This is a genomic window from Methylocella tundrae (genome assembly GCF_038024855.1).
In the GTDB taxonomy this organism is placed as follows: Bacteria; Pseudomonadota; Alphaproteobacteria; order Rhizobiales; family Beijerinckiaceae; genus Methylocapsa; species Methylocapsa tundrae.
In genome coordinates, this window is record NZ_CP139089.1 from 3037359 (window position 1) to 3056317 (window position 18959).

Genomic DNA, 18959 nt, shown 5'->3' on the forward strand with positions numbered 1-18959 from the left:
GCAGAATGCGTCCAGGCAGAATCGCATCCTGCTCTTTAAGTCTTTGTTTTGACGCGTCACGCCGACATCGGCCTCCTGCGGCGGAAGCGCCGCAGGGGCGCCGTCAAGGCCCGAAAGAGGCCGACGCCGGTCAGGAAGCCCAGTCCTGCCAGGACAAATCCTTCGCTTGTCACAGGAACGGCGGGCTCATAGCTCGCATAGGCCTGGCGCGCGATCAAGGGGTCGAAATCGGCCGCCAGTGCGGCCAATCTTCCAAGCGAACCGGATCGCGCCATGTCTGCGTTGGCGCGCGATAGCGTTTGCAGACGCGCAACGATCTGCTCCATCTGAAGGCCGCGTTCGCGGATAAATTCATCGCCGTCGCCGGAAAGACGCGCAATGCCCTGCTCCTCGCTCAGGCCAAGCTGGGCGCTATCCGCGTCGAATTGGGAGACGATTTTCTGCAATTCGTCGATCGCGCCGCCAAGTCTTTGCCGGTACTGCTGGGCATATTCAGGAATCTGCGACGCGGTCAGCCCGACGACGGCGCCAACAAACAGCGCTAGTCTCGACCTCAGCATTGGAATCATCCCCCGGGGCGCGCAAGCCTGCAACGTCAATGAGCGCGGCGCGGCGGAGTTCCGGCAAGCCTCGGCTCCAATCTTCGCGGCGCGGGCCGCGCGGAGTCAGGCTGGCATGGTCAAGATACCGGACGCGCCGTCGGCGCAGCCAAACAGCAGCCTGCGGCCGGCGTCGTCCCAACAGAGAGCGGTGACAGCGGCGTTCTCGCCGGCTCCGCTGGCGCGCACAAGAAGCTCGGCGCCGTCGGCGAGGCGGCAGAGCAGGATCATGCCGTCCTCATAGCCCTGCGCCAGAACGGGGCTCTTTGGATGAAACGCGACGCAACTGATCTTGGCTTGCCGGACGCCGCATTCGCGCGGCGCTTTATTGATCGGCCCCTCCTTGGAGTTAAACGGCCATATGATGCTGGCGTCGGCCCCCGAGGTCGCCAGCCAATGGCCGTCGGACGACCAGGACATGGAGCGCGGCTTGGCCGGATAGCCGCTGAGCCGCAGGTCTTTTTTATCGGCGAGCCGCCAAGCGTGCAGAGAATTTTCCTGCATCGCCGTCACAATGAAGCGGCCGTCGGGGGAAACCGTGATTTCGAGATGCGAGCCTTTCCAGTGCAGCTCCTCGGGCGGGGCGGCGGCGTTCGGAAACCACAGGCGTGCGCCATTATAATGCGAGATCGCAATCCTGTAGCCTTTGGGCAGGAAAGCGAGGCCGCGCACGCTCGAGGGCGCTGTCGTTGTCTTGATTTCGCCTTTGGGATCGCGCGCGAAGACCTGTTTGCCTGTTGACCAGGCGAGCGCGCCGTCGCCGCGCGCGGCAAGCGCGTCGATCCATCTGCCTTTCTCATAGGCGATCTGACGCGGCGCGCCGTCTTCGGAGATCAGCACGACCCTGCCGTCGTCACCACCCGTGGCCAGCTCCTTTCCGGCTTTCGCCGCGACCAGAATGGCGGCGTCGGGATGCACGGCAATGCGTTTTTGTCCGCCTGTCCCGGTCAGAAGCACATGGCCATCGCCGAGCGCCAAAGCGGGCGTCGCGCCGATGAAGGCCGCGGCGGTCACCGGCGCCCCTGCGTCGATAGGGGCGACATTGGAAGTCAGGGAATTAATCGGCTCGACCATGTCTCGCTCAAGTGAGTTTGGTGCACACTAACTGCAGGTACTATAAATGATACTTTACAACGATCTGGCTTTAATTGAGATTAGAATCAGCGCTGATATTAATAATATTGCTGATATTGCGCAAAACCCAAGACCGATATACGCCGTTGTTGATGGATTGCTTTTCATCAACAGATTAGGATGGGTTTTTTCATACCTTTCTGAAGCGCGAATAAATAGACCAAGTCGAGCGGATGTAAAATAAATATACGATATTATCGCGGTGATAAGTCCGATTGGGAAAAAATAAAAGAAAATAGTTATCCCATGATTGTAAGGAGATCCTTTGCCATCTTTGACTAGCGTGATGGCGCCAAACAAGCCAGCCCCATGAGCAACAAAGAGATAGTTCAGGCCTTTGAAAAGAGGGTCGAAGACATCGTTTAGCTCTGCGCGCTCATTTGCCAGCCATTTCTGAAATTCTTCATCTGGAATATGGTCCCGCTTTCCATCCATGTGGCCCTCCCTCAGGCGGCGCAAGCCAGAAAGCCGCTGCGGATTTCATCTTCCTTCAGGTTGCGGCCGATAAAGACGACGCGGCTGACGCGCTTTTCGCCCGGCTTCCAATCCCGTTGCAGATCGCCGTCAAGGATCATGTGGACGCCCTGAAAAACGAAACGCTTCGGCTCGTCCTTGAAGGCGAGAATGCCTTTGGAACGCAAAATCGAGGCGCCCTCGGTCTGAATGTAGGTGTTGATCCAGGGCATGAATTTATCCGCGTCGACATCGCCCTCGATCGTCAGGGCGACCGACTGCATGTCCTCGTCATGATAATGCTTGAGGCCGTGCGAGGCGTGCTCATGATGCTCGTGCCCGTGATGATGATGATCGTCATGATCATGATGGGCGTGGTCGTGATGATCGTGGTCGTGAGCGTCCTCGACTTCGAGGAACTGCGGTTCGATGTCGAGGATGCGATCGAGATCGAAGGCGTTGCGGCCCAGCACTTCATTGATGGGTACGGCGCATTTCACAGTCTCATGCAATGTGGCGTAAGGGTTGATGGCGCGGATGCGCGCCTCCACGTCGCGCAACTCTTCGGCGCTCACGAGATCGGTCTTGTTGAGAATGATGACGTCGGCAAAGGCGATCTGGCTTTTAGCCTCGGGCGCGTCCTTCAGCCGCTCGGCGAGCCATTTGGCGTCGGCGACCGTCACGACGGCGTCGAGCCGCGCGGCGTTTTGAACGTCGGCGTCGACGAAAAAGGTTTGCGCGACGGGCGCGGGGTCCGCGAGCCCGGTCGTCTCGACGATGATGGCGTCGAATTTGCCCTTTCGTTTCAACAGGCCTTCGATGATGCGGATGAGATCGCCGCGGACCGTGCAGCAGATGCAGCCATTGTTCATCTCGAAGACTTCTTCGTCGGCGCCGACGACGAGGTCGTTGTCGATGCCGATCGCGCCGAATTCATTGACGATGACGGCGAACTTCCGCCCGTGGTCCTCCGACAGGATGCGGTTCAAAAGCGTCGTCTTGCCGGCGCCGAGATATCCTGTGAGCACGGTGACGGGAATTTTTTCGGCCATTCGATCCTCCGGGGACTTGGCGACCATCTTTGCCTCAGGGCGACGCCTCCCGCCAAAACGGGAAACGCGAGCGGCGGCGCCAACCCTCGACGATTTCGGTCCGGACTAAGTCCTTGTTTGCAGAAAGACGTCAAGCCGGATCAGGCGCCGGCCTGAAGAGGCCCGGCGCACTATTTCGAGAGCGCGGCGGTCAATTGCTTGATGTTGTTGCGCATCATCTCGACGTATGTCGGGGCGGGCCCATCCGGCGGCGAGAGGGCATCGGAAAACAGGGCGCCGCCGATTGTCGCGCCGCTCTCTTCGGCGATCCGCCTGGCGATGCGCGGATCAGTGATGTTTTCGAGGAAAACGGCGGGGATCTTTTCCGTTTTGATCTGGCGAATGATCCTTGCGACGTCCCTGGCGCTCGCCTCGGTCTCCGTTGACACGCCCTCGGGCGCGATGAATTTGAAATCATAAGCCGCGCCGAAATAGCCGAAAGCGTCATGGGTCGTGATGATTTCCCGGCGCTTCGGCGGGATCGCGGCCAGCGCCGCGCGCACCTCTTTGTCGAGTTCGTCCAGCCTCGCGAGATAGGCCGTAGCGTTGGCGCGATAGGCGTCGGCGCCGCCCGGATCGACTGCGATCAGCCCGTCACGGATATTTTCGACATAGATCTTCGCGTTGGGGATCGATTGCCAGGCGTGCGGATCCTGGCCGATTTTTCCCTCTTCCTCCATCTGGCGCGGCTCGATCCCTTTTGTCGCGACGACGATCGGAGCCTTGGCGCCGGACGCGCTGATCAGACGATCGAGCCAGCCTTCGAGCCCCAGCCCATTGACGAGGATCAGTTTCGCCGCGTTCAGGTGCTTCGCGTCCTCGGGCGATGGCTGATAGACATGAGCGTCGCCGTTCGGTCCGACGAGGGAAATGACCTCGACGCGGTCGCCGCCGACATTGCGGGCGAGATCCGCGAGGACCGAAAAGGTGGCCACGACGGGCAGTTTATTCGCAGCTGCGGCCTGCGCCTGCCGGAGCGCGGGCGAAACGCCAGCTATGACGCTGGCCGCCATTAAGGTTATAACGTTGCGCCTTGTACGCATGAAAATATCCTTTTGTGGGGCTGACGACGTCAGGCTTCGAGGTGGCGGCGCGACCGCAGGCGGCGAAGCACGCCGCCGGCCGGGCCGAAAGCCAGGGCGAGGAGATAGAGCGCCCCGGCGATGAGAATGATCAGGGGCCCCGAAGGCAATCCCGCGTAAAATGAAATAATCAGACCAGCATAGCTGGCGAGGACGCCTTGCGCGGCCGCCAGCGCGATCATCGAACCGATGTCTTTGGCGATCAGCCGCGCGGCGGCGGCGGGAAGCATCATCATGCCGACGGCGAGCAAAGTGCCGAGCGCGTGAAACCCTCCCACCAGATTCAGCACGACGAGCATAAGAAAAAGGATCTGCGTTGGCCCGCCGGCGTTCCCGACGGAGGCGAGAAAGCCGGGATCGACGGTTTCCATCACGAGAGGCCGATAAAGAAAGGCGAGGCCGATCAGCGTCAGCGTCGCGATCGAGGCGAGAAGCAGGAGCGTTGCGTCGTCAAGCGCGAGGACGCTGCCAAAGAGCACGTGGAGCAGGTCGATGTTCGAGCCTCGCAACGAAATGACGGTGACGCCAAGCGCCAGCGAAATCAGGTAGAAAGCCGCCATCGAGGCGTCTTCGCGTAAGATCGTCGTGCGCGCGACGACGCCGGACCCGACGGCGACGATAAGGCCGGCGATGAAGCCCCCGACGGTCATGGGCCCGAGCGAGAGGCCCGCCGCGAGATAGCCCATCGCGGCGCCGGGCAGGATCGCATGGGCCATGGCGTCGCCGGTCAGCGCCATTCGCCGCAGGAGGAGAAAAACGCCGAGCGGCGATCCGGCCAGAGCCAGAGCGATGGCGCCGACCAGCGCGCGCCGCATGAATTCGAATTCGACGAAAGGCGAGATCAGAAAATTGTACAAACGCAGCCTCTTTGAAGCCTGTTCAACACTTAGGCCGCGCGGGAACAGGCCTGCGCGTCGCGATCGAAAGCCTCGATCATCGAGCGCGCCCTCAAGAGATTTTGCGGGGTCAGCACGTCGGCCGTCTTTCCCCAGGCGATTTTTTCGCGCGCCAGCAGAAGCGTTTGGGGAAAGTGCTCCCGCACGATATCGAAATCATGCAGCACGGCGAGCACCGTGCGTTTTTCGCTGCTCCAGCGGGCGACGAGGGCGAGAAGATCTGCTGTCGTCTTTGAATCGATGGCGGTGAAGGGCTCGTCGAGGAGGATGACTGCCGCGTCCTGCAGCAGCAGCCTTGCGAACAACATGCGCTGCAACTGGCCGCCGGAGAGGGCGCCAATGGCGCGATCCTCGAAACCATCCAGCCCGACAGCCGAGATGGCGTCGTGGATCCGCGCCAATTCACGCCGCGCGACGGCGCCGAACAGGCCGCAGCGGGACCATAAGCCCATGGCGACGACATCGAATACGTTGATCGGAAAGCTTTTATCGATATCGGCCGCCTGAGGCAGATAGGCAATATCGCGCGTCTTGACATGCGGCAGCGCGACCGAACCGCTGAGCGGCGCGAGCGATCCGGCGATGGCCTTCAGCAATGTCGATTTTCCGGCGCCGTTAGGCCCGCATATGGCGAGCAAAGACCCGCTCTCGACGTCTCCGTCGAGATGATGAACCGCCGGGTGACGGTCATAGCCAAGGGTCAAATTGCTGAAGCGGATGGCGGCGGTCATTGAAGACTCATACGAAAGCGACCCTAATGCAACGCCCAATAGACCAAGCCCCATAAAGCCGCGCTGAGAACCAAGACTCCGCTCAGCCGGGCGGCAGCCGAGAGGCGCAGCAGCGAAAAGGCTGGCGCCGCTGAAATCCTCTCCGGGCGGTGGGAATGGGTGATGCTCATAACGTCTCCACGGTGAAGTAACATTATAACGTACGTGCGGCGTCCGGCAAGGCCGCAGTTCGCGCCTCTTTGCCCGATGCGAAGCTCAATTTTCCGTGGGGCGCATTTCGCCGATTGGAATGGGCGGTCCGATTTGCTAACGAAAGTCATGACCAAAGCGTCTCGCCAATTTCTGTTCATCGCCGTGGCGTTGGCCCTCGGGCTGATGGTGCTCGGCGGTCTAGCTTTCCGCAACCTCGCCGACAATGGCGCGCAAGGCGTCGCCGCGATCGGCGGCCCCTTCGCCATGACGGCGCAGGATGGCCGCGCCCTAACCGACGCGGACCTCAAAGGTCATCCGACCCTCATTTTCTTCGGCTACACCCATTGCCCGGACTTTTGTCCGACGACCTTGACGCAGATATCAAGCGTTTTCAAAGAGATGGGTCCGGACAAGAAGATCGAGGCGCTGTTCGTCACGATCGATCCGCAGCGCGACACGCCGGACACCATGAAGACTTATCTCGAAAGCTTCGATCCGCGCATCATCGGATTGAGCGGGAACGAAGCGCAGACCCGAGCCATCGCCAAAGCCTATAAGGTCTATTTCAAGAAGGAAGGCGCCGATAACGGCGACTATACGATGGACCACACGGGAGTGGTCTATCTCATGGACAAGAATGGCCGCTTCGTCAGCGCCTTTAATCTTGACCGGCCGGCGAAGCAGGCCGCCGACGAATTGACGCGCTATCTTTAGACCTCGCCACTTTATTTAATAGAAGCCGAGCGGAAAATATTTGAGATAGAGGTCCGTGTAGACGCCTTTCGCCGATAAATCGGCGAGAGCGTAATCGAGCGCCTGCCGCAGCAGCGGATTGTCTTTCTTGACGGCGATGCCGACGCCGTCGCCGAAAAAGCGGCTGTCGAGGAAGGGGCCGCCGAGAAAAGCGCAGCAATTATGAGCGTCCTGACCCTGCAGCCAGAAGCTCAGAGCAATGCCGTCGCCAAAGATCGCGTCGACTTCTCCTTTGTTCAGGGCCTCGGTCAGCGCCTTTTGCGTCTCGAAGGGCCGTTGCACGGAGCTCTTGAAGAAGGCGGACAGAAAGGCCTGATGGGCGGTTTTCGCGAGAACGCCGATGTATTTGGCGCGCAGCGTTTCCGGCGTCGCGTCGGTTAACGCCGTTGACTTCAAGGTGACGAACCGCGCCGGATTCTTTGAATAAGGCGCGGTAAAATCAAGCTCGCCACGGGATTTCTCATCCATACGGATCGAGGCGATGATGGCGTCGCCCTGATCCGCTTTCAAACTATCGACCAAAGTGTCGAACCGGCGGGCCTGAATCGTGCAGCTCAGTTTCAGATCTTCGCAAATGGCGCGGGTGAGATCGATGTCAAAACCAGCAAGGGTCCCGTCCGCCGCGGCGAAATGGAACGGCGGGTAATCATCCTCTGTCAGGAAGCGCAGGCTGTGCAGACTGGCAAGGTCTGGCTTTATGGGCCGCGCATGGGGGTCCCAGAAGCCGGGCGTGAATACGGCGGGATCGCCAAGCCCCGGGCTCGATGAGACGAGAAGGCTGGCGAGGAGGCAGACCGCGGCGGCAGGCCAATCGAGCACTCGAAATCTCATGGCCGGCGCCCGGCGTTTTCTGGCTGTCCCTTCGAAACGGCGCGACGCCTCAGCATCTTCCAGACCTCGTCAAAGCGTGATGATATAAGCGCCAATGAAGAAACGCCCTTTGCGCCATGAATGTCTTGGCGGGCCATCCAGCGAGAATAGGACGAAAGCGCTTTTATGACCAGAGCTTTACCGGCGCGGGCCTCTGGCGAGGCGGGGCGGCCGATCATGACGGGCCTTGCCTCGCTCCCTGTCTTCTTCAATCTCAAGGGCAAGCGCGCGATTCTTGCCGGCGGCTCGAATGCGGCTCTGTGGAAGGCGGAGCTGCTTCAGGCCGCTGGCGCTGACGTTGAAGTCTACGCCATCGCGCCGTGCCCGGGGCTGGCCGAGCTCGCCGACCGGCGTCCGTCGGTCAGGCTTTTTCTGCGCGATGTCCAAAATGAAGACCTGAACGGCGCGACGCTTGCGATCGCCGATGTCGGGAGCGCCGCCGAAGCGGAGCGGTTCCGCGCCGCCGCGAACGCCGCGGGCGCGCCGGCGAACGTCATCGACAAGCCAGCCTTCTCGGATTTTCAATTTGGCGCGATCGTCGATCGCTCGCCCCTCGTCATCGCGATTTCAACCGACGGCGCTTCGCCAATCCTGACGCAGGCCTTGCGCGGACGGATTGAAGCCATTCTGCCGGGCGCCATCAAGCTCTGGGCCGCGGCTGCGAAAAGCTGGCGAAAACCGTTGAAGGCGCTGGCCTTGCCGCCGAAGGCGCGCCGGCGCTTTTGGGAGCTGTTCAACGCCAAAGCTTTCGCGGCAAACGGGGGGCCGGGTGAAAATCTGTTCGCGGAGTTGCTGGCCGAGGCCGGGCGGCAGTCGCAAAGCGTTGAAAAGGGATCGGTCGTTCTGGTTGGCGCTGGTCCCGGCGATCCCGAGCTCTTGACCCTCAAGGCGCTGCGAATGCTGCAATCCGCCGACGTCGTCTTGTATGACGATCTTGTCGCCCCCGCGATCGTCGATATGGCGCGCCGGGAGGCGGAAAAAATTGCCGTCGGCAAACGCGGGTATAAGCCCTCGTGCCAGCAGGATCATATCATCTCCATGATGATTGGGCTCGCCAAGGAGGGCAAGCGCGTGGTGCGGCTGAAGGGGGGCGATCCAATGATCTTTGGGCGCGCCACAGAGGAAATTTCGGCGCTTCGCGCGGCCGGGATTGCGATCGAAGTCGTGCCCGGCGTCACGGCGGCGCTCGGCGCGGCGGCTGCGCTGCAGGTTTCGTTGACGGAGCGCGACAAGGCGCGAAGGGTCCAGTTCATCACCGCCCATGCGCATGACGGCAAGCTGCCCCAGGACATCGACTGGCGCGCGCTCAGCGATCCGCGCGCCTCTAGCGTCGTCTATATGGGCGCGAGAACGCTGGGCGTTCTGGTCGAACGGCTTTTGGCGCATGGCCTTGATCCCGCGACGCCGGCGCTTCTCGTCGAGCGCGCGACCTGCGCGGATGAGCGCCGCATCGGCGCTACGATCGCCTCGCTGCCGGGCAAAGTCGCGGCGGAGACGCTTTCCGGACCCTGCCTTATTTTTATCGGCGCGGTCTTCGCTACGATCGAGGGGGAAGTAGCGCCGGCAAAAGAGGCGGCGCAGATAGACTAGGCTGGCGCCGAGAAATATCCTTGATGCGGCCTTGTTTCGATGCTTGCTGTTTAACGTTGCTGGCGCAAATTTATTGTTTTAGCGTCGATGCCCTAATGTTTCGGCGTCAAGGGGAATGCCATGCGTCGACTTATCATCGTGGCGATCGGCGCAGCTTTCGCTGCCATCGGAGCCGCGGCTCTTGCGCTTTACTACTATGAACGGCCGACCGTGCTGCATGTGGCTGTCACGCGCGAGAGCCATGACCAACGGGTGCTCGCCGCCGCGGCGCATGAATTCGCGCAAAAACACGAATCGCTGCGGCTCAAGCTTGTCCCTGTGGAGTCGCTGGCTGAAAGCGCGCGGATTTTCGAGGAGGACCAGGTCGACCTTGCGATCGTGCGCAGCGACATTGACATGCCGGTCAGCGGTCAGACTGTCCTTATCATGCGCCGCAACGCCGCGGTTGTCGTCGCCCCGGCGGGTTCTGACCTTCACGATATTGAGGATCTCAAGGGCCACAAGCTCGGCGTGCTCGACGCCGAACAGACCGGTCGGATGGGCAACCACACCCTGCTCGACGCCGCCCTTGCGCAGTACGACGTATCGCTCGGGACAGTAAGGCGGATTCCGTTGACGCTCGCCGAATTGCCCGAGGCGATCGAGCGGCGTGAGGTCGACGCGGTGCTCGCCGTCGACACTCCCGGTTCGGCAAATCTGACAGAGGCGGTCGCCGCGGTAGCCCAGGCCGGGCGCGGGCCGCCGGTTTTCCTCCCGATCGAAGACGCCAGGGCCATTGCCCAACGCGCGCCGAATTTTGAACCGGTCGAGGTTTTGCGCGGCGCGTTTGGCGGCGCGCAGCCAAAGCCATCTGCTAGTTTCGAGACGCTGGGGGTTAGCACCCGGCTCATCGCAAAGCCCACCCTCAGCAATGACGTCGTGTCCGAACTGACGGAACTGATGCTGAATGCAAGGCCCTCGCTCGCCGCGCAGGACCCCATCGCCAACCGGATCGAGGCGCCCTCGACCGATAAGGGAGCGGCTCTTCCGGTCCATCCCGGAACGCTGGCCTATCTTGGCGACGAAGAGCAGAGCTTTTTCGATAAATATAGCGATTTCATTTATATAGGCGCTATGCTGGCAAGCTTGTGCGGCACCGCGATCGCGACCTTCGCGGCGCGCTTCAATCGCCGGCAAAATACAGATCTCGAGCTTATTTTGCAGCGCCTGCTGGAAATTATCGCGGCGGCGCGGGCGGCCGCGCGGGCTGACGCGCTGGATGATCTCGAAAGGGAGGCCGATGACCTTCTGGCCAAGGCCCTGGCGCATGACTGGAATCACGCATTGAGCGGGAGCCGCCTCGCCGCGACGAGCCTCGCGCTGAATCAGGCGCGCCAGGCGATCTCCGAACGCCGCGCTTACCTCGCCGTTCCCCGCGCGCCTTTCGCGCCCCGGCTCGTCGGTGAATAGAGGGAAAAGTTTTAGCTGCTCATCCGATCGCGGTTCCGGGGCTCATCATGAAGCGCCGCAAGGCGACAAGGCTCCAGATCGCCTCGACGAGCCCAAACGGCCACGCGCCCTGCAGGAAGCCGTAGACCGAACCAAGGGAGCAGGCGCCGGCGAAGCCGAGTACATACCAGCGGCTCCGGCGTTCCAATGCGTAAGTCACGAGCATGGCGGTAACCGCGAAAAGGCCGAAAAGGGTCAATCCGTCCATTCAGCGCCTTCATTGTGCCGGGGCGAAGCGGACTTTCTGGACGGGCGAAGTGGCGGAACGGGCATAAGATTGATCAGTCCTTAAGCTGCGCCGTAATGTCGAGCCCTTTTGCGCCCCGTCTCGCTGCCGGTCTGGCGTTGGCGCGCAGAAGGCATTATATTGGTTTTCAAATCCGGTTCTTTCGTATATTGCATTGCTGCAACGCGAAAAACTACCCCAAATCGTTAGTCGGCCCGGCTCAGGATACCGCGACTGAGCAGAAGGGCCTGTTTTGATGGGCGGTGCTCCGTTCGCCATCTGGCGGTAGAGCGCATCGCTCGCACATGAATATAGATACGGCACAAAAATGAAGCTGCGCAATATCGCCATCATCGCCCACGTCGACCACGGCAAGACAACTCTTGTCGATCGCCTGCTGCAACAGTCGGGCGCTTTCCGCGACAATCAGAGAGTCGCGGAGCGCGTCATGGATTCGAACGATCTCGAAAAAGAGCGCGGCATCACGATCATGGCGAAGGCGACCTCGATCGCCTGGAAAGAGACCCGGATCAATATCGTCGATACGCCCGGCCACGCCGATTTCGGCGGCGAAGTCGAGCGCATTCTCTCGATGGTCGACGGCGCCATCGTTCTGGTGGACGCCTCGGAAGGGCCGATGCCGCAGACCAAATTCGTCGTTGGCAAAGCTCTGAAGATCGGATTGAAGCCGATCGTCGCCGTCAACAAGGTCGACAAGCCCGACGCCCGGATCACCGAGGTGGTGAATGAGGTATTCGACCTTTTCGCCGCTCTCGACGCGACTGACGAGCAGCTTGATTTCCCCATTCTTTATGGCTCGGCCAAACAGGGCTGGATGGCCGATAGTCCGGATGGTCCGCAAGAGGGCATGGCCCCTCTGTTCGATCTGGTGCTGAAGCATGTGCCGGCGCCGCGCATCGAAGAAGGCGGTTTCCGTATGCTCGGCACTCTGCTCGAGGCCAATCCGTATCTGGGGCGCCTTGTGACGGGGCGGGTGTTTGCCGGCAGCGTCAAGCCGAATCAGGCCGTCAAAGTCCTCGACCGCAAGGGCAATGTCGTCGAACAGGGCCGCGTGTCCAAGATTCTCGCTTTCCGCGGTATCGAACGCACGCCGATCGACGAGGCTGAGGCGGGCGACATCGTCGCCATCGCGGGCCTTGAGAAATTCAACGTCGCCGACACGCTCTGCGCGCCCGAGGTGGTTGAGCCCTTGCAGGCGCAGCCGATTGATCCGCCGACCCTGTCCATGACGTTTTCAGTCAATGATTCGCCGCTCGCCGGAACCGAGGGCGACAAGGTGACGAGCCGCGTCATCCGCGCCCGCCTCTACAAGGAGGCCGAAGGCAATGTCGCTTTGCGCATTGAAGATTCGCCGGGCTCTGATTCCTACATCGTTTCCGGCCGCGGCGAGTTGCAGCTTGCGATCCTCATCGAGACCATGCGCCGCGAAGGGTTCGAGCTTAGCGTCTCGCGTCCGAAGGTGGTTTTCCAGAAAGCCGAGGACGGCAAAACCTTGCTTGAGCCGATCGAAGAGGTCGTGATCGACGTCGATGAGGAGCATTCCGGCGTCGTCGTTCAGAAGATGGCCGAGCGCAAGGCCGAAATGATCGAAATGCGCCCGTCGGGCGGCAATCGCCTGCGGCTCGTGTTCCACGCGCCGACGCGCGGGCTGATCGGCTATCAGGGCGAATTGCTGACGGATACGCGCGGCACCGCGATCATGAACCGCCTGTTCCATGAATACGCGCCCTGGAAGGGTGAGATCGCCGGCCGGCGCAATGGCGTCCTCATCTCCAACGACAATGGCGAATCGGTCGCCTACGCCATGTGGAAGCTGGAAGATCGCGGTCCCATGATGATCGAGCCGGGCTGGAAGGTCTACCGCGGCATGATCGTTGGCGAACATACGCGTGAGAACGACCTTGAGATCAACGTCCTGAAGGGCAAGCAGCTGACCAATATCCGCGCCGCCGGCAAGGATGAAGCTGTGCGTCTCACGCCGCCGATCCGGATGACGCTGGAGCGCGCCCTGGCCTACATCGAAGATGATGAGCTGGTCGAAGTGACGCCGAAGTCGATCCGTTTGCGCAAGCTTTTCCTCGACCCGAATGATCGCAAGCGCGCGACGCGGGCCAAGGAAACCGCCTGAGCCAGAGCGGGCGCCTTATGATCGACGCTGCGAGCCTTGCCCCTTACCGCGACTATGTGCTGACCGAAGCTTTCATCCCGGAGCTTCCGAATTACTATCGCGGCAAGGTGCGGGAGAACTACGACCTGACGGACGGGCAGCGCATCCTCATCGCCACCGATCGCGTCAGTGCGTTCGATCAGGGACTGGCTGCGATCCCCTTCAAGGGACAGGTGCTGACCGATATTGCGCGTTTCTGGTTCGAGGCGACGACCGACATCTGCGAAAATCACGTGCGCGCCAATCCCGATCCCAATGTGGTCGTGGTGCAGCGTCTTGAAATGATGCCGGTCGAGATCATCGTGCGCGATTATCTCGCGGGTTCGACCGGAACCTCCATTCTACCCATGTACAAGGCTGGCGCCCGAAACATCTATGGGATCGATTTTCCCGACGGTCTGCGCGACAATCAAAGGCTGCCGGAAACGATCATTACGCCGACGAGCAAGGCGGGGCACGATGCGCATGACGCGCCGCTCACCCCGAGGGAGATCATTGAGCGGCAGCTTCTGACTCCGCGACAATGGGACGATGTTGCTGAAAAAGCTTTGGCTCTTTTCGCCCGCGGCAGGGAGATCGCGGCGGGGCGCGGCCTTATCCTCGCCGATACGAAATATGAGTTTGGCTTTAACAGTGAAGGCCATATCGTCGTTGCGGACGAAATCCACACGCCGGACAGTAGCCGTTTTTGGCTCGCCGAAACCTATCCCGAGCGTCTTGAGCGCGGGGAAAAACCGGACAGCCTCGATAAGGATTTCATCCGCAACTGGGTCAGCGCGCGCTGCGATCCTTATCACGATCCGATCCCGGAAATCCCCGGTGAGGTGATCCTCGAGGCCGCGGCCACCTATATACGGATCTTCGAAACCATCACCGGCAGGAATTTTGTACTCCCCGAGAGCTTCGAGCCGCCGCTCGAGCGAATTCGCGCCAATCTGGCGGTCTACTGGACCAGGTGAGCGAGATCTTCAGCTCGTCTCCACGGCTTTGGCGGCGGCGTCCAGAATGCTCGCAACTTCAGCGATCTGCTCTGCGCTCAACGGACCACGCGCCAGCCGCAGCCGCAAGGCCGTCCTGAGATTTTCCGTGGCGCGGAGGATCTGCGGGGCCGGGCCGCCGCCATGCCGCGCGTTGATGTCGGCCATCCGCCCAAAAATGGCTTCGATCGCGGTCTGATTCTGCCGCAACAGCTCTTCGCCTTCGGCTGTGATCGCGTAAAGCTTGCGTGGGCCGTCGGTTTCCTGAACGCGGATCGCGCCCATTTCCTCGAGCAGCGTCAGGGTCGGATAGATGACGCCGGGGCTCGGCGCGTAGGCGCCGCCGAGACGATCCTCGATCGCCTTGATGATTTCGTAGCCGTGTGACGGTTTTTCTGAAACCAGCTTGAGCACGACGAAGCGCAGATCGCCCTGTTCGAACATGCGCTGGCGCCCGCCCATTCTTCCATGCCGGCGAAACAGGCCGAAAGACCCGGACTCCGGACCGCGGGGACCTTCGCCATGGGCAAAAGCGTGGAAATGTGAGTGAAGCCTCATTGGATTGTCTCCTGTTGCGGAATGATCATCAAACCGTATTTCGATATGTCTAACAGTAAGATATATCTAAATACGGTTTTGGCAAGAGACGCGCCGCGGATTTCGTCGCGATCGAAAAGAAGCAAGCTTAACGGGAAAATTTTTATGAAAGAAAATAGAAGCGTGACTTGTCTGCAATATCGCAGTCCGCTTTTCTGCATTAAGATATCCCTTACCTTAAATTCTTACCCGTGATTCGCCCCATGCATCAGTTGAATCGCCGTACCCTCATTACTGGCGTCTCGTCCGCGGCGGCGTTCGGCCTCGCCGGCTGCGTCGGCGGTCAGCAAAGTCAGATCGCATCCGCCGTACCCGCGGCGGCCCCATCGCCCGGGCAATCCGCCGCGACGCCGGTCGCCGGCGGCGATTTCCGGTCCATGTACGCGGAAATCAACGACGGAAAATTCGTTGTTCCCGCGGTCAGGGAGGCCGATCTCGGTCCGGCGTTCCGTCGCACCAGGGTCGCTTATTCTGGCACGGAAGCGCCGGGAACGATCGTCGTCGATCCGGCCAATCACTATCTCTACCATGTCGAGGGCGGGGGCCAGGCGATGCGCTATGGCGTCGGCGTCGGCCGCGAGGGTTTTGCGTGGTCCGGCAACGCGACGATCCATAGCAAACAGGAATGGCCAGACTGGTATCCTCCGAAGGAAATGCTGGAGCGCCGGCCCGAACTTTTGAAGCAAATGAGCCAGTTGCAGAGTGGAACGGGAATGCCTGGCGGTCCGGCAAATCCCCTTGGCGCTCGGGCCCATTATCTGTGGCACGACAACGTGGATACCTATTTCCGCATCCATGGCACAAACGAGCCCGCGACAATCGGTCAAAGCGTTTCCTCGGGCTGTATCCGCATGGTCAATCAGGATGTGATGGATCTGTATCAGCGCACGACCATAGGCACCAAAGTCGTTGTGCTTGGAAATGCGCAGCCGCAGAAAGTCGCGCATTCCTGATCGCGCCAAGAAACTGCCTCAGCGCGGCGTGCTCGAACGAAGGCCCTGCTTGATCGTATAAATGCGAGCGGGCGCTGCTTTAAGGGCGGGCCCGTTTAACGCTGGCAGGCGCCGCAGAAATAGGTCGACCGTCCTGACTGCGTGATCCGACGGATCACGCCGCCGCATTCCGGCGTGGGGCAAGGGCTGAGTTCGCGGTCGTAAACGCGAAATTTATGCTGGAAGTAGCCGAGCGCGCCATTAGTCTGGCGATGATCGCGCAGCGATGATCCGCCCGCCGCGACGGCCTCCTCGAGAACTTCCCGGATCATTTTCGCCAGCAGACGCGCGCGCTGCGTCGGCCGTCCGTCTTTGCATGCAAGGCTCCCGGCGGCGCGCCGCGGCGACAGGCCCGCGCGATGCAGGGCCTCGCAGACGTAAATATTGCCGAGGCCGGCGATAAGACTCTGATCGAGCAGGGCCGCCTTCAGAGGGGTGGCCTTACCAGTGAAAAGACGGGCCAGGACCGCGCCGTCGAGTTCATTGCCGAGCGGTTCGATTCCAAGCGCCCTGAACAAGGGATGATCTGGGAGCTCGTGACGGGCCAGCAACTGCATGAAGCCGAATCGTCGCGGGTCGTTGTAGACGATGCGCGCGCCCGTCGACAGGGTGAAGACGACGTGATCATGCGCAGCGTTTTTGGATGGCGCGCCGGATGAGGCCAAAGCTTTTGCTGCGCCCATATCCTCGACGCGAAAAGATCCCGACATGCCAAGGTGCATGACGAGCACGCTGGAATCGTCGAGGTCCGCGAGAAGGTATTTCGCCCGCCGCCCTAACGCCAGGATTTCGCGGCCCGTGAGGCGCTCCGAAAAACGATCTGGGAATGGAAAGCGAAGATCCGGCCGTCGCTGGTCGAGGCCGACGATTCTCGCGCCGATCATCGCGGGTTCGAGCCCGCGCCGCACCGTTTCCACTTCAGGCAGTTCCGGCACTCTGAGGTCCTTACTGTCGGCCCGAAGACGCGTCTTTTTGAGAATAGTTTGATGGCATTGTTCCTCGTAACGCGCAACCGGGAGGCCGTGCGCGCGCCGCGGCGACGCGAGGGATGGCTCCGGAACGTCAAACATGCTCTAAGGCGGGCGGGGCTCCCGTTTGCGTGGCATTATCGGAGCGCAATGGGAGAATAGGAACAGAATGGCGGCGACTTTTTTCAGCTTTGCCGGAGCGATCTGGTGGTGCCTTGCCATTGCGCTTTTTCTGCTGACTTTAGCTTTCGGACTGGCGCAGCCTTTGGTCCAAAGGCGTCGCGCCACCGCGTCCGCACAGCCTCCGGTTTCGGCGATTTTGCCAATCAAAAACCTCGACCCGGGTTTCGAGACCGCGCAGGCTTCGATTTTCACGCAGACATACCCCGATTACGAGATCCTCATCAGCGCCGCCGAGGGCGATTCGCCAGCCCTCAGTGCGGCCCGTCGTCTGGCGGCGGCGCATCCCTCGCGGCCGTGCCGATTCCTTCAGTCGGATAGCCGGTTGGCAGTCAGTCCGAAGCTCAATAATCTGGCTGCGCCGCTGACCGAAGCGAAGCATGACGTCATCATGACCAAGGATTCGAATATCACGCTCGAGCCTGAGACCATGGCGGCTTTCCTCCAGAACCTTGCTCCCGACGTTGGCCTTGTCGTCGGAACCCCGGTGGCCGTGCGGCCGGAATCCGTCGCTGGGGAGATCGAGGCTTGCCTTATCAATGCGCATGCGCGGCTTCTGCTTTCGGCCTCTGTGCTGGGCCTTGGCTTCGGCGTCGGCAAAATAATGGTTTTTCGGCGCAGCGACTTCGATCGCGCCGGGGGGCTTGCCGCGATGAGCGGAAATCTGGCGGAAGACACGGCCATCTCGATGGGCCTTGCGCGGCTCGGGCTGAAGACCGTCTTCGCCCACCGCACCGTTGCGCAGGAGATCGGCTTTCGCCGTTTAAGCGACGTGTATCATCGCCAGGTCCGATGGAGCGTGATTCGGCGCTCGAATGTGCTGTCCTATCCGCTGGAGCCGCTCGCCAGTCCGCTGCCCGCGGCGGTCGCGGCGGCGCTGGCGTCGCCCCTTGCCGGCTATCCGGCTTTCACCGCTTTTTGCGTTACGCTCGCCGGATGGTTCTGCGCTGAAACGGCGTTCGCCGCGGCGAAGGGATGGCGAATTTCAGTCTGGTCGCCGGTGGCCTTCCTCGGCCGGGAAGTGCTGGCTCTTGCGGCGTGGCTCCGCGGCTGGACGACGCATCAGGTGATTTGGGCAAGCAGCCGATTCGACGCGCGGCGCGGACCAGCGCCAGCTTCGCAGAAAAGCGCGCCGACTCAGAAACAGGGGTAACGGCCAAGTCCGTCGGAAGCATGATGGGTCCCTCACGGAATCGACCATGCTCTCCATTTTGCCTGTCGTAGCGCATGATCTTATGCAAAAAGTCAGCAACTTTTTGGAGATCGCGCCCTAATCCTGTGAGGCGCGCTCACGCTCCTGTTTGACGTGCTGCGTGCCGAACACGTAATCCCACCACGGCGCGCTGACGCCGAAGCCGCGGGTTGGATCGCGGAAATGATGCATGAGATGGAGCCGCCGCAACGTCTGGCCAAGCCGCGTCGTTGGCTTCGCATGATGCGTATAATAATGCGTCATGTCATAGGCGAGATAACCGATCATGAAGCCCATGAGGACGGGATAGCCGTAAGGCAGGCCGAACAAGACCCTGACCACCAGCAGCGCGATCAACATGATCGGAGCGCTAAGCAGCACCGGCATCACGAGGCGAAGCGGATCGTTCGGGTGGTCGTGATGGACGCCATGCACCAGAAAATGGATGCGCGCTCCGAATTTGCTCGGATGCTTGTAATGAAACGGGAATCGATGCCCGAAATATTCGGTGAGGGTCCATAGAAGATACCCAAGCGCCGCCGAGACAATGACGACCATGGCGCTGAAGGACTGGAAGCTCTTCACGGCCAGAAGCGCGATGACGGGAATATAGACGTAAAGGGGCACAGACCAGTGCACGCGCGATAGTTTGTCGAGCAACGCATTGTCGAAAAGCCGCGGCGACGCGCGCAGGCGATCGACCTGCTGGGGAATGCTGTAATCGAAGTTGTTTTTCGTCGGCGTCATGATGTGAACGGAT

At 61.0% G+C, this 18959-nt stretch carries 19 protein-coding genes; 7 read left to right on the forward strand and 12 right to left on the reverse strand.

The genetic code is table 11. From position 1 onward, the window contains the following. Positions 1 to 56: 56 nt before the first annotated feature. The 7 genes from SIN04_RS16275 to SIN04_RS16305 form a co-directional block, all read right to left on the reverse strand. The gene (locus SIN04_RS16275; RefSeq protein ID WP_166795964.1) at positions 57 to 560 is read right to left on the reverse strand and encodes a DUF2937 family protein; all 504 of its coding nucleotides are present in this window, start codon (positions 558 to 560) and stop codon (positions 57 to 59) included. A 105-nt stretch (positions 561 to 665) separates the two neighbouring features. Continuing rightward, a complete protein-coding gene (locus tag SIN04_RS16280) occupies positions 666 to 1673 on the reverse strand; it encodes a WD40 repeat domain-containing protein (protein ID WP_341264060.1) in 1008 nt (335 codons plus the stop codon). Positions 1674 to 1727: 54 nt separating this feature from the next. Further along, positions 1728 to 2168 carry a hypothetical protein gene (locus SIN04_RS16285; protein WP_134490883.1) on the reverse strand — a complete coding sequence of 147 codons (441 nt, stop codon included), beginning with the start codon at positions 2166 to 2168 and terminating at the stop codon, positions 1728 to 1730. 11 nt (positions 2169 to 2179) lie between these two features. Further along, positions 2180 to 3238 carry a CobW family GTP-binding protein gene (locus SIN04_RS16290; RefSeq protein ID WP_134490885.1) on the reverse strand — a complete coding sequence of 353 codons (1059 nt, stop codon included), beginning with the start codon at positions 3236 to 3238 and terminating at the stop codon, positions 2180 to 2182. A 170-nt stretch (positions 3239 to 3408) separates the two neighbouring features. Continuing rightward, complete coding sequence (locus tag SIN04_RS16295; RefSeq protein ID WP_341264061.1) at positions 3409 to 4320, reverse strand: metal ABC transporter substrate-binding protein; 912 nt, start codon at positions 4318 to 4320, stop codon at positions 3409 to 3411. Between the two features lie 29 nt (positions 4321 to 4349). Beyond that, positions 4350 to 5216: a metal ABC transporter permease gene (locus SIN04_RS16300; protein ID WP_134490890.1), complete on the reverse strand. Its 867-nt coding sequence runs from the start codon at positions 5214 to 5216 to the stop codon at positions 4350 to 4352. 29 nt (positions 5217 to 5245) lie between these two features. Then, entirely contained in the window at positions 5246 to 5986 is a 741-nt protein-coding gene (locus tag SIN04_RS16305; RefSeq protein WP_134490892.1) for a metal ABC transporter ATP-binding protein, read from the reverse strand. A gap of 318 nt (positions 5987 to 6304) precedes the next feature. Here SIN04_RS16305 and SIN04_RS16310 point away from each other — a divergent pair, with 318 nt between their 5' ends. Beyond that, positions 6305 to 6892, forward strand: coding sequence for an SCO family protein (locus SIN04_RS16310; RefSeq protein WP_134490894.1), 588 nt, complete (start codon positions 6305 to 6307; stop codon positions 6890 to 6892). Positions 6893 to 6907: 15 nt separating this feature from the next. Here the strand turns inward: SIN04_RS16310 and SIN04_RS16315 are convergent, their stop codons facing one another. Continuing rightward, entirely contained in the window at positions 6908 to 7750 is an 843-nt protein-coding gene (locus SIN04_RS16315) for a transporter substrate-binding domain-containing protein (RefSeq protein WP_341264062.1), read from the reverse strand. Between the two features lie 177 nt (positions 7751 to 7927). On the opposite strand from SIN04_RS16315, the gene cysG reads away from it, so the two are divergent. Both cysG and SIN04_RS16325 read left to right on the forward strand, forming a co-directional pair. Then, positions 7928 to 9391, forward strand: coding sequence for a siroheme synthase CysG (cysG, locus tag SIN04_RS16320; RefSeq protein ID WP_244605847.1), 1464 nt, complete (start codon positions 7928 to 7930; stop codon positions 9389 to 9391). Between the two features lie 120 nt (positions 9392 to 9511). After that, complete coding sequence (locus tag SIN04_RS16325) at positions 9512 to 10840, forward strand: TAXI family TRAP transporter solute-binding subunit (protein ID WP_134490898.1); 1329 nt, start codon at positions 9512 to 9514, stop codon at positions 10838 to 10840. Between the two features lie 19 nt (positions 10841 to 10859). Here SIN04_RS16325 and SIN04_RS16330 read toward each other — a convergent pair whose 3' ends face one another. Then, a complete protein-coding gene (locus SIN04_RS16330; protein ID WP_134490900.1) occupies positions 10860 to 11087 on the reverse strand; it encodes a hypothetical protein in 228 nt (75 codons plus the stop codon). Between the two features lie 346 nt (positions 11088 to 11433). On the opposite strand from SIN04_RS16330, the gene typA reads away from it, so the two are divergent. Next, entirely contained in the window at positions 11434 to 13254 is a 1821-nt protein-coding gene (typA, locus tag SIN04_RS16335) for a translational GTPase TypA (protein ID WP_134490902.1), read from the forward strand. Between the two features lie 17 nt (positions 13255 to 13271). Further along, positions 13272 to 14252 carry a phosphoribosylaminoimidazolesuccinocarboxamide synthase gene (locus tag SIN04_RS16340; protein ID WP_134490904.1) on the forward strand — a complete coding sequence of 327 codons (981 nt, stop codon included), beginning with the start codon at positions 13272 to 13274 and terminating at the stop codon, positions 14250 to 14252. 9 nt (positions 14253 to 14261) lie between these two features. On the opposite strand, the gene SIN04_RS16345 is transcribed toward SIN04_RS16340, so the two are convergent. Beyond that, positions 14262 to 14828, reverse strand: coding sequence for a PadR family transcriptional regulator (locus tag SIN04_RS16345; RefSeq protein WP_166795965.1), 567 nt, complete (start codon positions 14826 to 14828; stop codon positions 14262 to 14264). A gap of 242 nt (positions 14829 to 15070) precedes the next feature. On the opposite strand from SIN04_RS16345, the gene SIN04_RS16350 reads away from it, so the two are divergent. Next, a complete protein-coding gene (locus SIN04_RS16350; protein WP_134490906.1) occupies positions 15071 to 15820 on the forward strand; it encodes a L,D-transpeptidase in 750 nt (249 codons plus the stop codon). A gap of 95 nt (positions 15821 to 15915) precedes the next feature. Here SIN04_RS16350 and mutM read toward each other — a convergent pair whose 3' ends face one another. Next, a complete protein-coding gene (mutM, locus tag SIN04_RS16355) occupies positions 15916 to 16794 on the reverse strand; it encodes a bifunctional DNA-formamidopyrimidine glycosylase/DNA-(apurinic or apyrimidinic site) lyase (RefSeq protein WP_134490908.1) in 879 nt (292 codons plus the stop codon). A gap of 202 nt (positions 16795 to 16996) precedes the next feature. Here mutM and SIN04_RS16360 point away from each other — a divergent pair, with 202 nt between their 5' ends. Then, the gene (locus SIN04_RS16360; protein WP_134490910.1) at positions 16997 to 18160 is read left to right on the forward strand and encodes a glycosyltransferase; all 1164 of its coding nucleotides are present in this window, start codon (positions 16997 to 16999) and stop codon (positions 18158 to 18160) included. 117 nt (positions 18161 to 18277) lie between these two features. Here SIN04_RS16360 and SIN04_RS16365 read toward each other — a convergent pair whose 3' ends face one another. Continuing rightward, a complete protein-coding gene (locus SIN04_RS16365) occupies positions 18278 to 18946 on the reverse strand; it encodes a sterol desaturase family protein (RefSeq protein WP_174511659.1) in 669 nt (222 codons plus the stop codon). Between the last annotated feature and the right edge of the window lie 13 nt (positions 18947 to 18959).

Bases quoted from the DNA above. Each gene is read 5' to 3' on its own strand.
- SIN04_RS16275 (WP_166795964.1), bottom strand. From the start codon at position 560: ATGCTGAGGTCGAGACTAGCGCTGTTTGTTGGCGCCGTCGTCGGGCTG.
- SIN04_RS16280 (WP_341264060.1), bottom strand. From the start codon at position 1,673: ATGGTCGAGCCGATTAATTCCCTGACTTCCAATGTCGCCCCTATCGAC.
- SIN04_RS16285 (WP_134490883.1), bottom strand. From the start codon at position 2,168: ATGGATGGAAAGCGGGACCATATTCCAGATGAAGAATTTCAGAAATGG.
- SIN04_RS16290 (WP_134490885.1), bottom strand. From the start codon at position 3,238: ATGGCCGAAAAAATTCCCGTCACCGTGCTCACAGGATATCTCGGCGCC.
- SIN04_RS16295 (WP_341264061.1), bottom strand. From the start codon at position 4,320: ATGCGTACAAGGCGCAACGTTATAACCTTAATGGCGGCCAGCGTCATA.
- SIN04_RS16305 (WP_134490892.1), bottom strand. From the start codon at position 5,986: ATGACCGCCGCCATCCGCTTCAGCAATTTGACCCTTGGCTATGACCGT.
- SIN04_RS16310 (WP_134490894.1), top strand. From the start codon at position 6,305: ATGACCAAAGCGTCTCGCCAATTTCTGTTCATCGCCGTGGCGTTGGCC.
- cysG (WP_244605847.1), top strand. From the start codon at position 7,928: ATGACCAGAGCTTTACCGGCGCGGGCCTCTGGCGAGGCGGGGCGGCCG.
- SIN04_RS16325 (WP_134490898.1), top strand. From the start codon at position 9,512: ATGCGTCGACTTATCATCGTGGCGATCGGCGCAGCTTTCGCTGCCATC.
- SIN04_RS16330 (WP_134490900.1), bottom strand. From the start codon at position 11,087: ATGGACGGATTGACCCTTTTCGGCCTTTTCGCGGTTACCGCCATGCTC.
- typA (WP_134490902.1), top strand. From the start codon at position 11,434: ATGAAGCTGCGCAATATCGCCATCATCGCCCACGTCGACCACGGCAAG.
- SIN04_RS16340 (WP_134490904.1), top strand. From the start codon at position 13,272: ATGATCGACGCTGCGAGCCTTGCCCCTTACCGCGACTATGTGCTGACC.
- SIN04_RS16345 (WP_166795965.1), bottom strand. From the start codon at position 14,828: ATGAGGCTTCACTCACATTTCCACGCTTTTGCCCATGGCGAAGGTCCC.
- SIN04_RS16350 (WP_134490906.1), top strand. From the start codon at position 15,071: ATGCATCAGTTGAATCGCCGTACCCTCATTACTGGCGTCTCGTCCGCG.
- SIN04_RS16360 (WP_134490910.1), top strand. From the start codon at position 16,997: ATGGCGGCGACTTTTTTCAGCTTTGCCGGAGCGATCTGGTGGTGCCTT.
- SIN04_RS16365 (WP_174511659.1), bottom strand. From the start codon at position 18,946: ATGACGCCGACGAAAAACAACTTCGATTACAGCATTCCCCAGCAGGTC.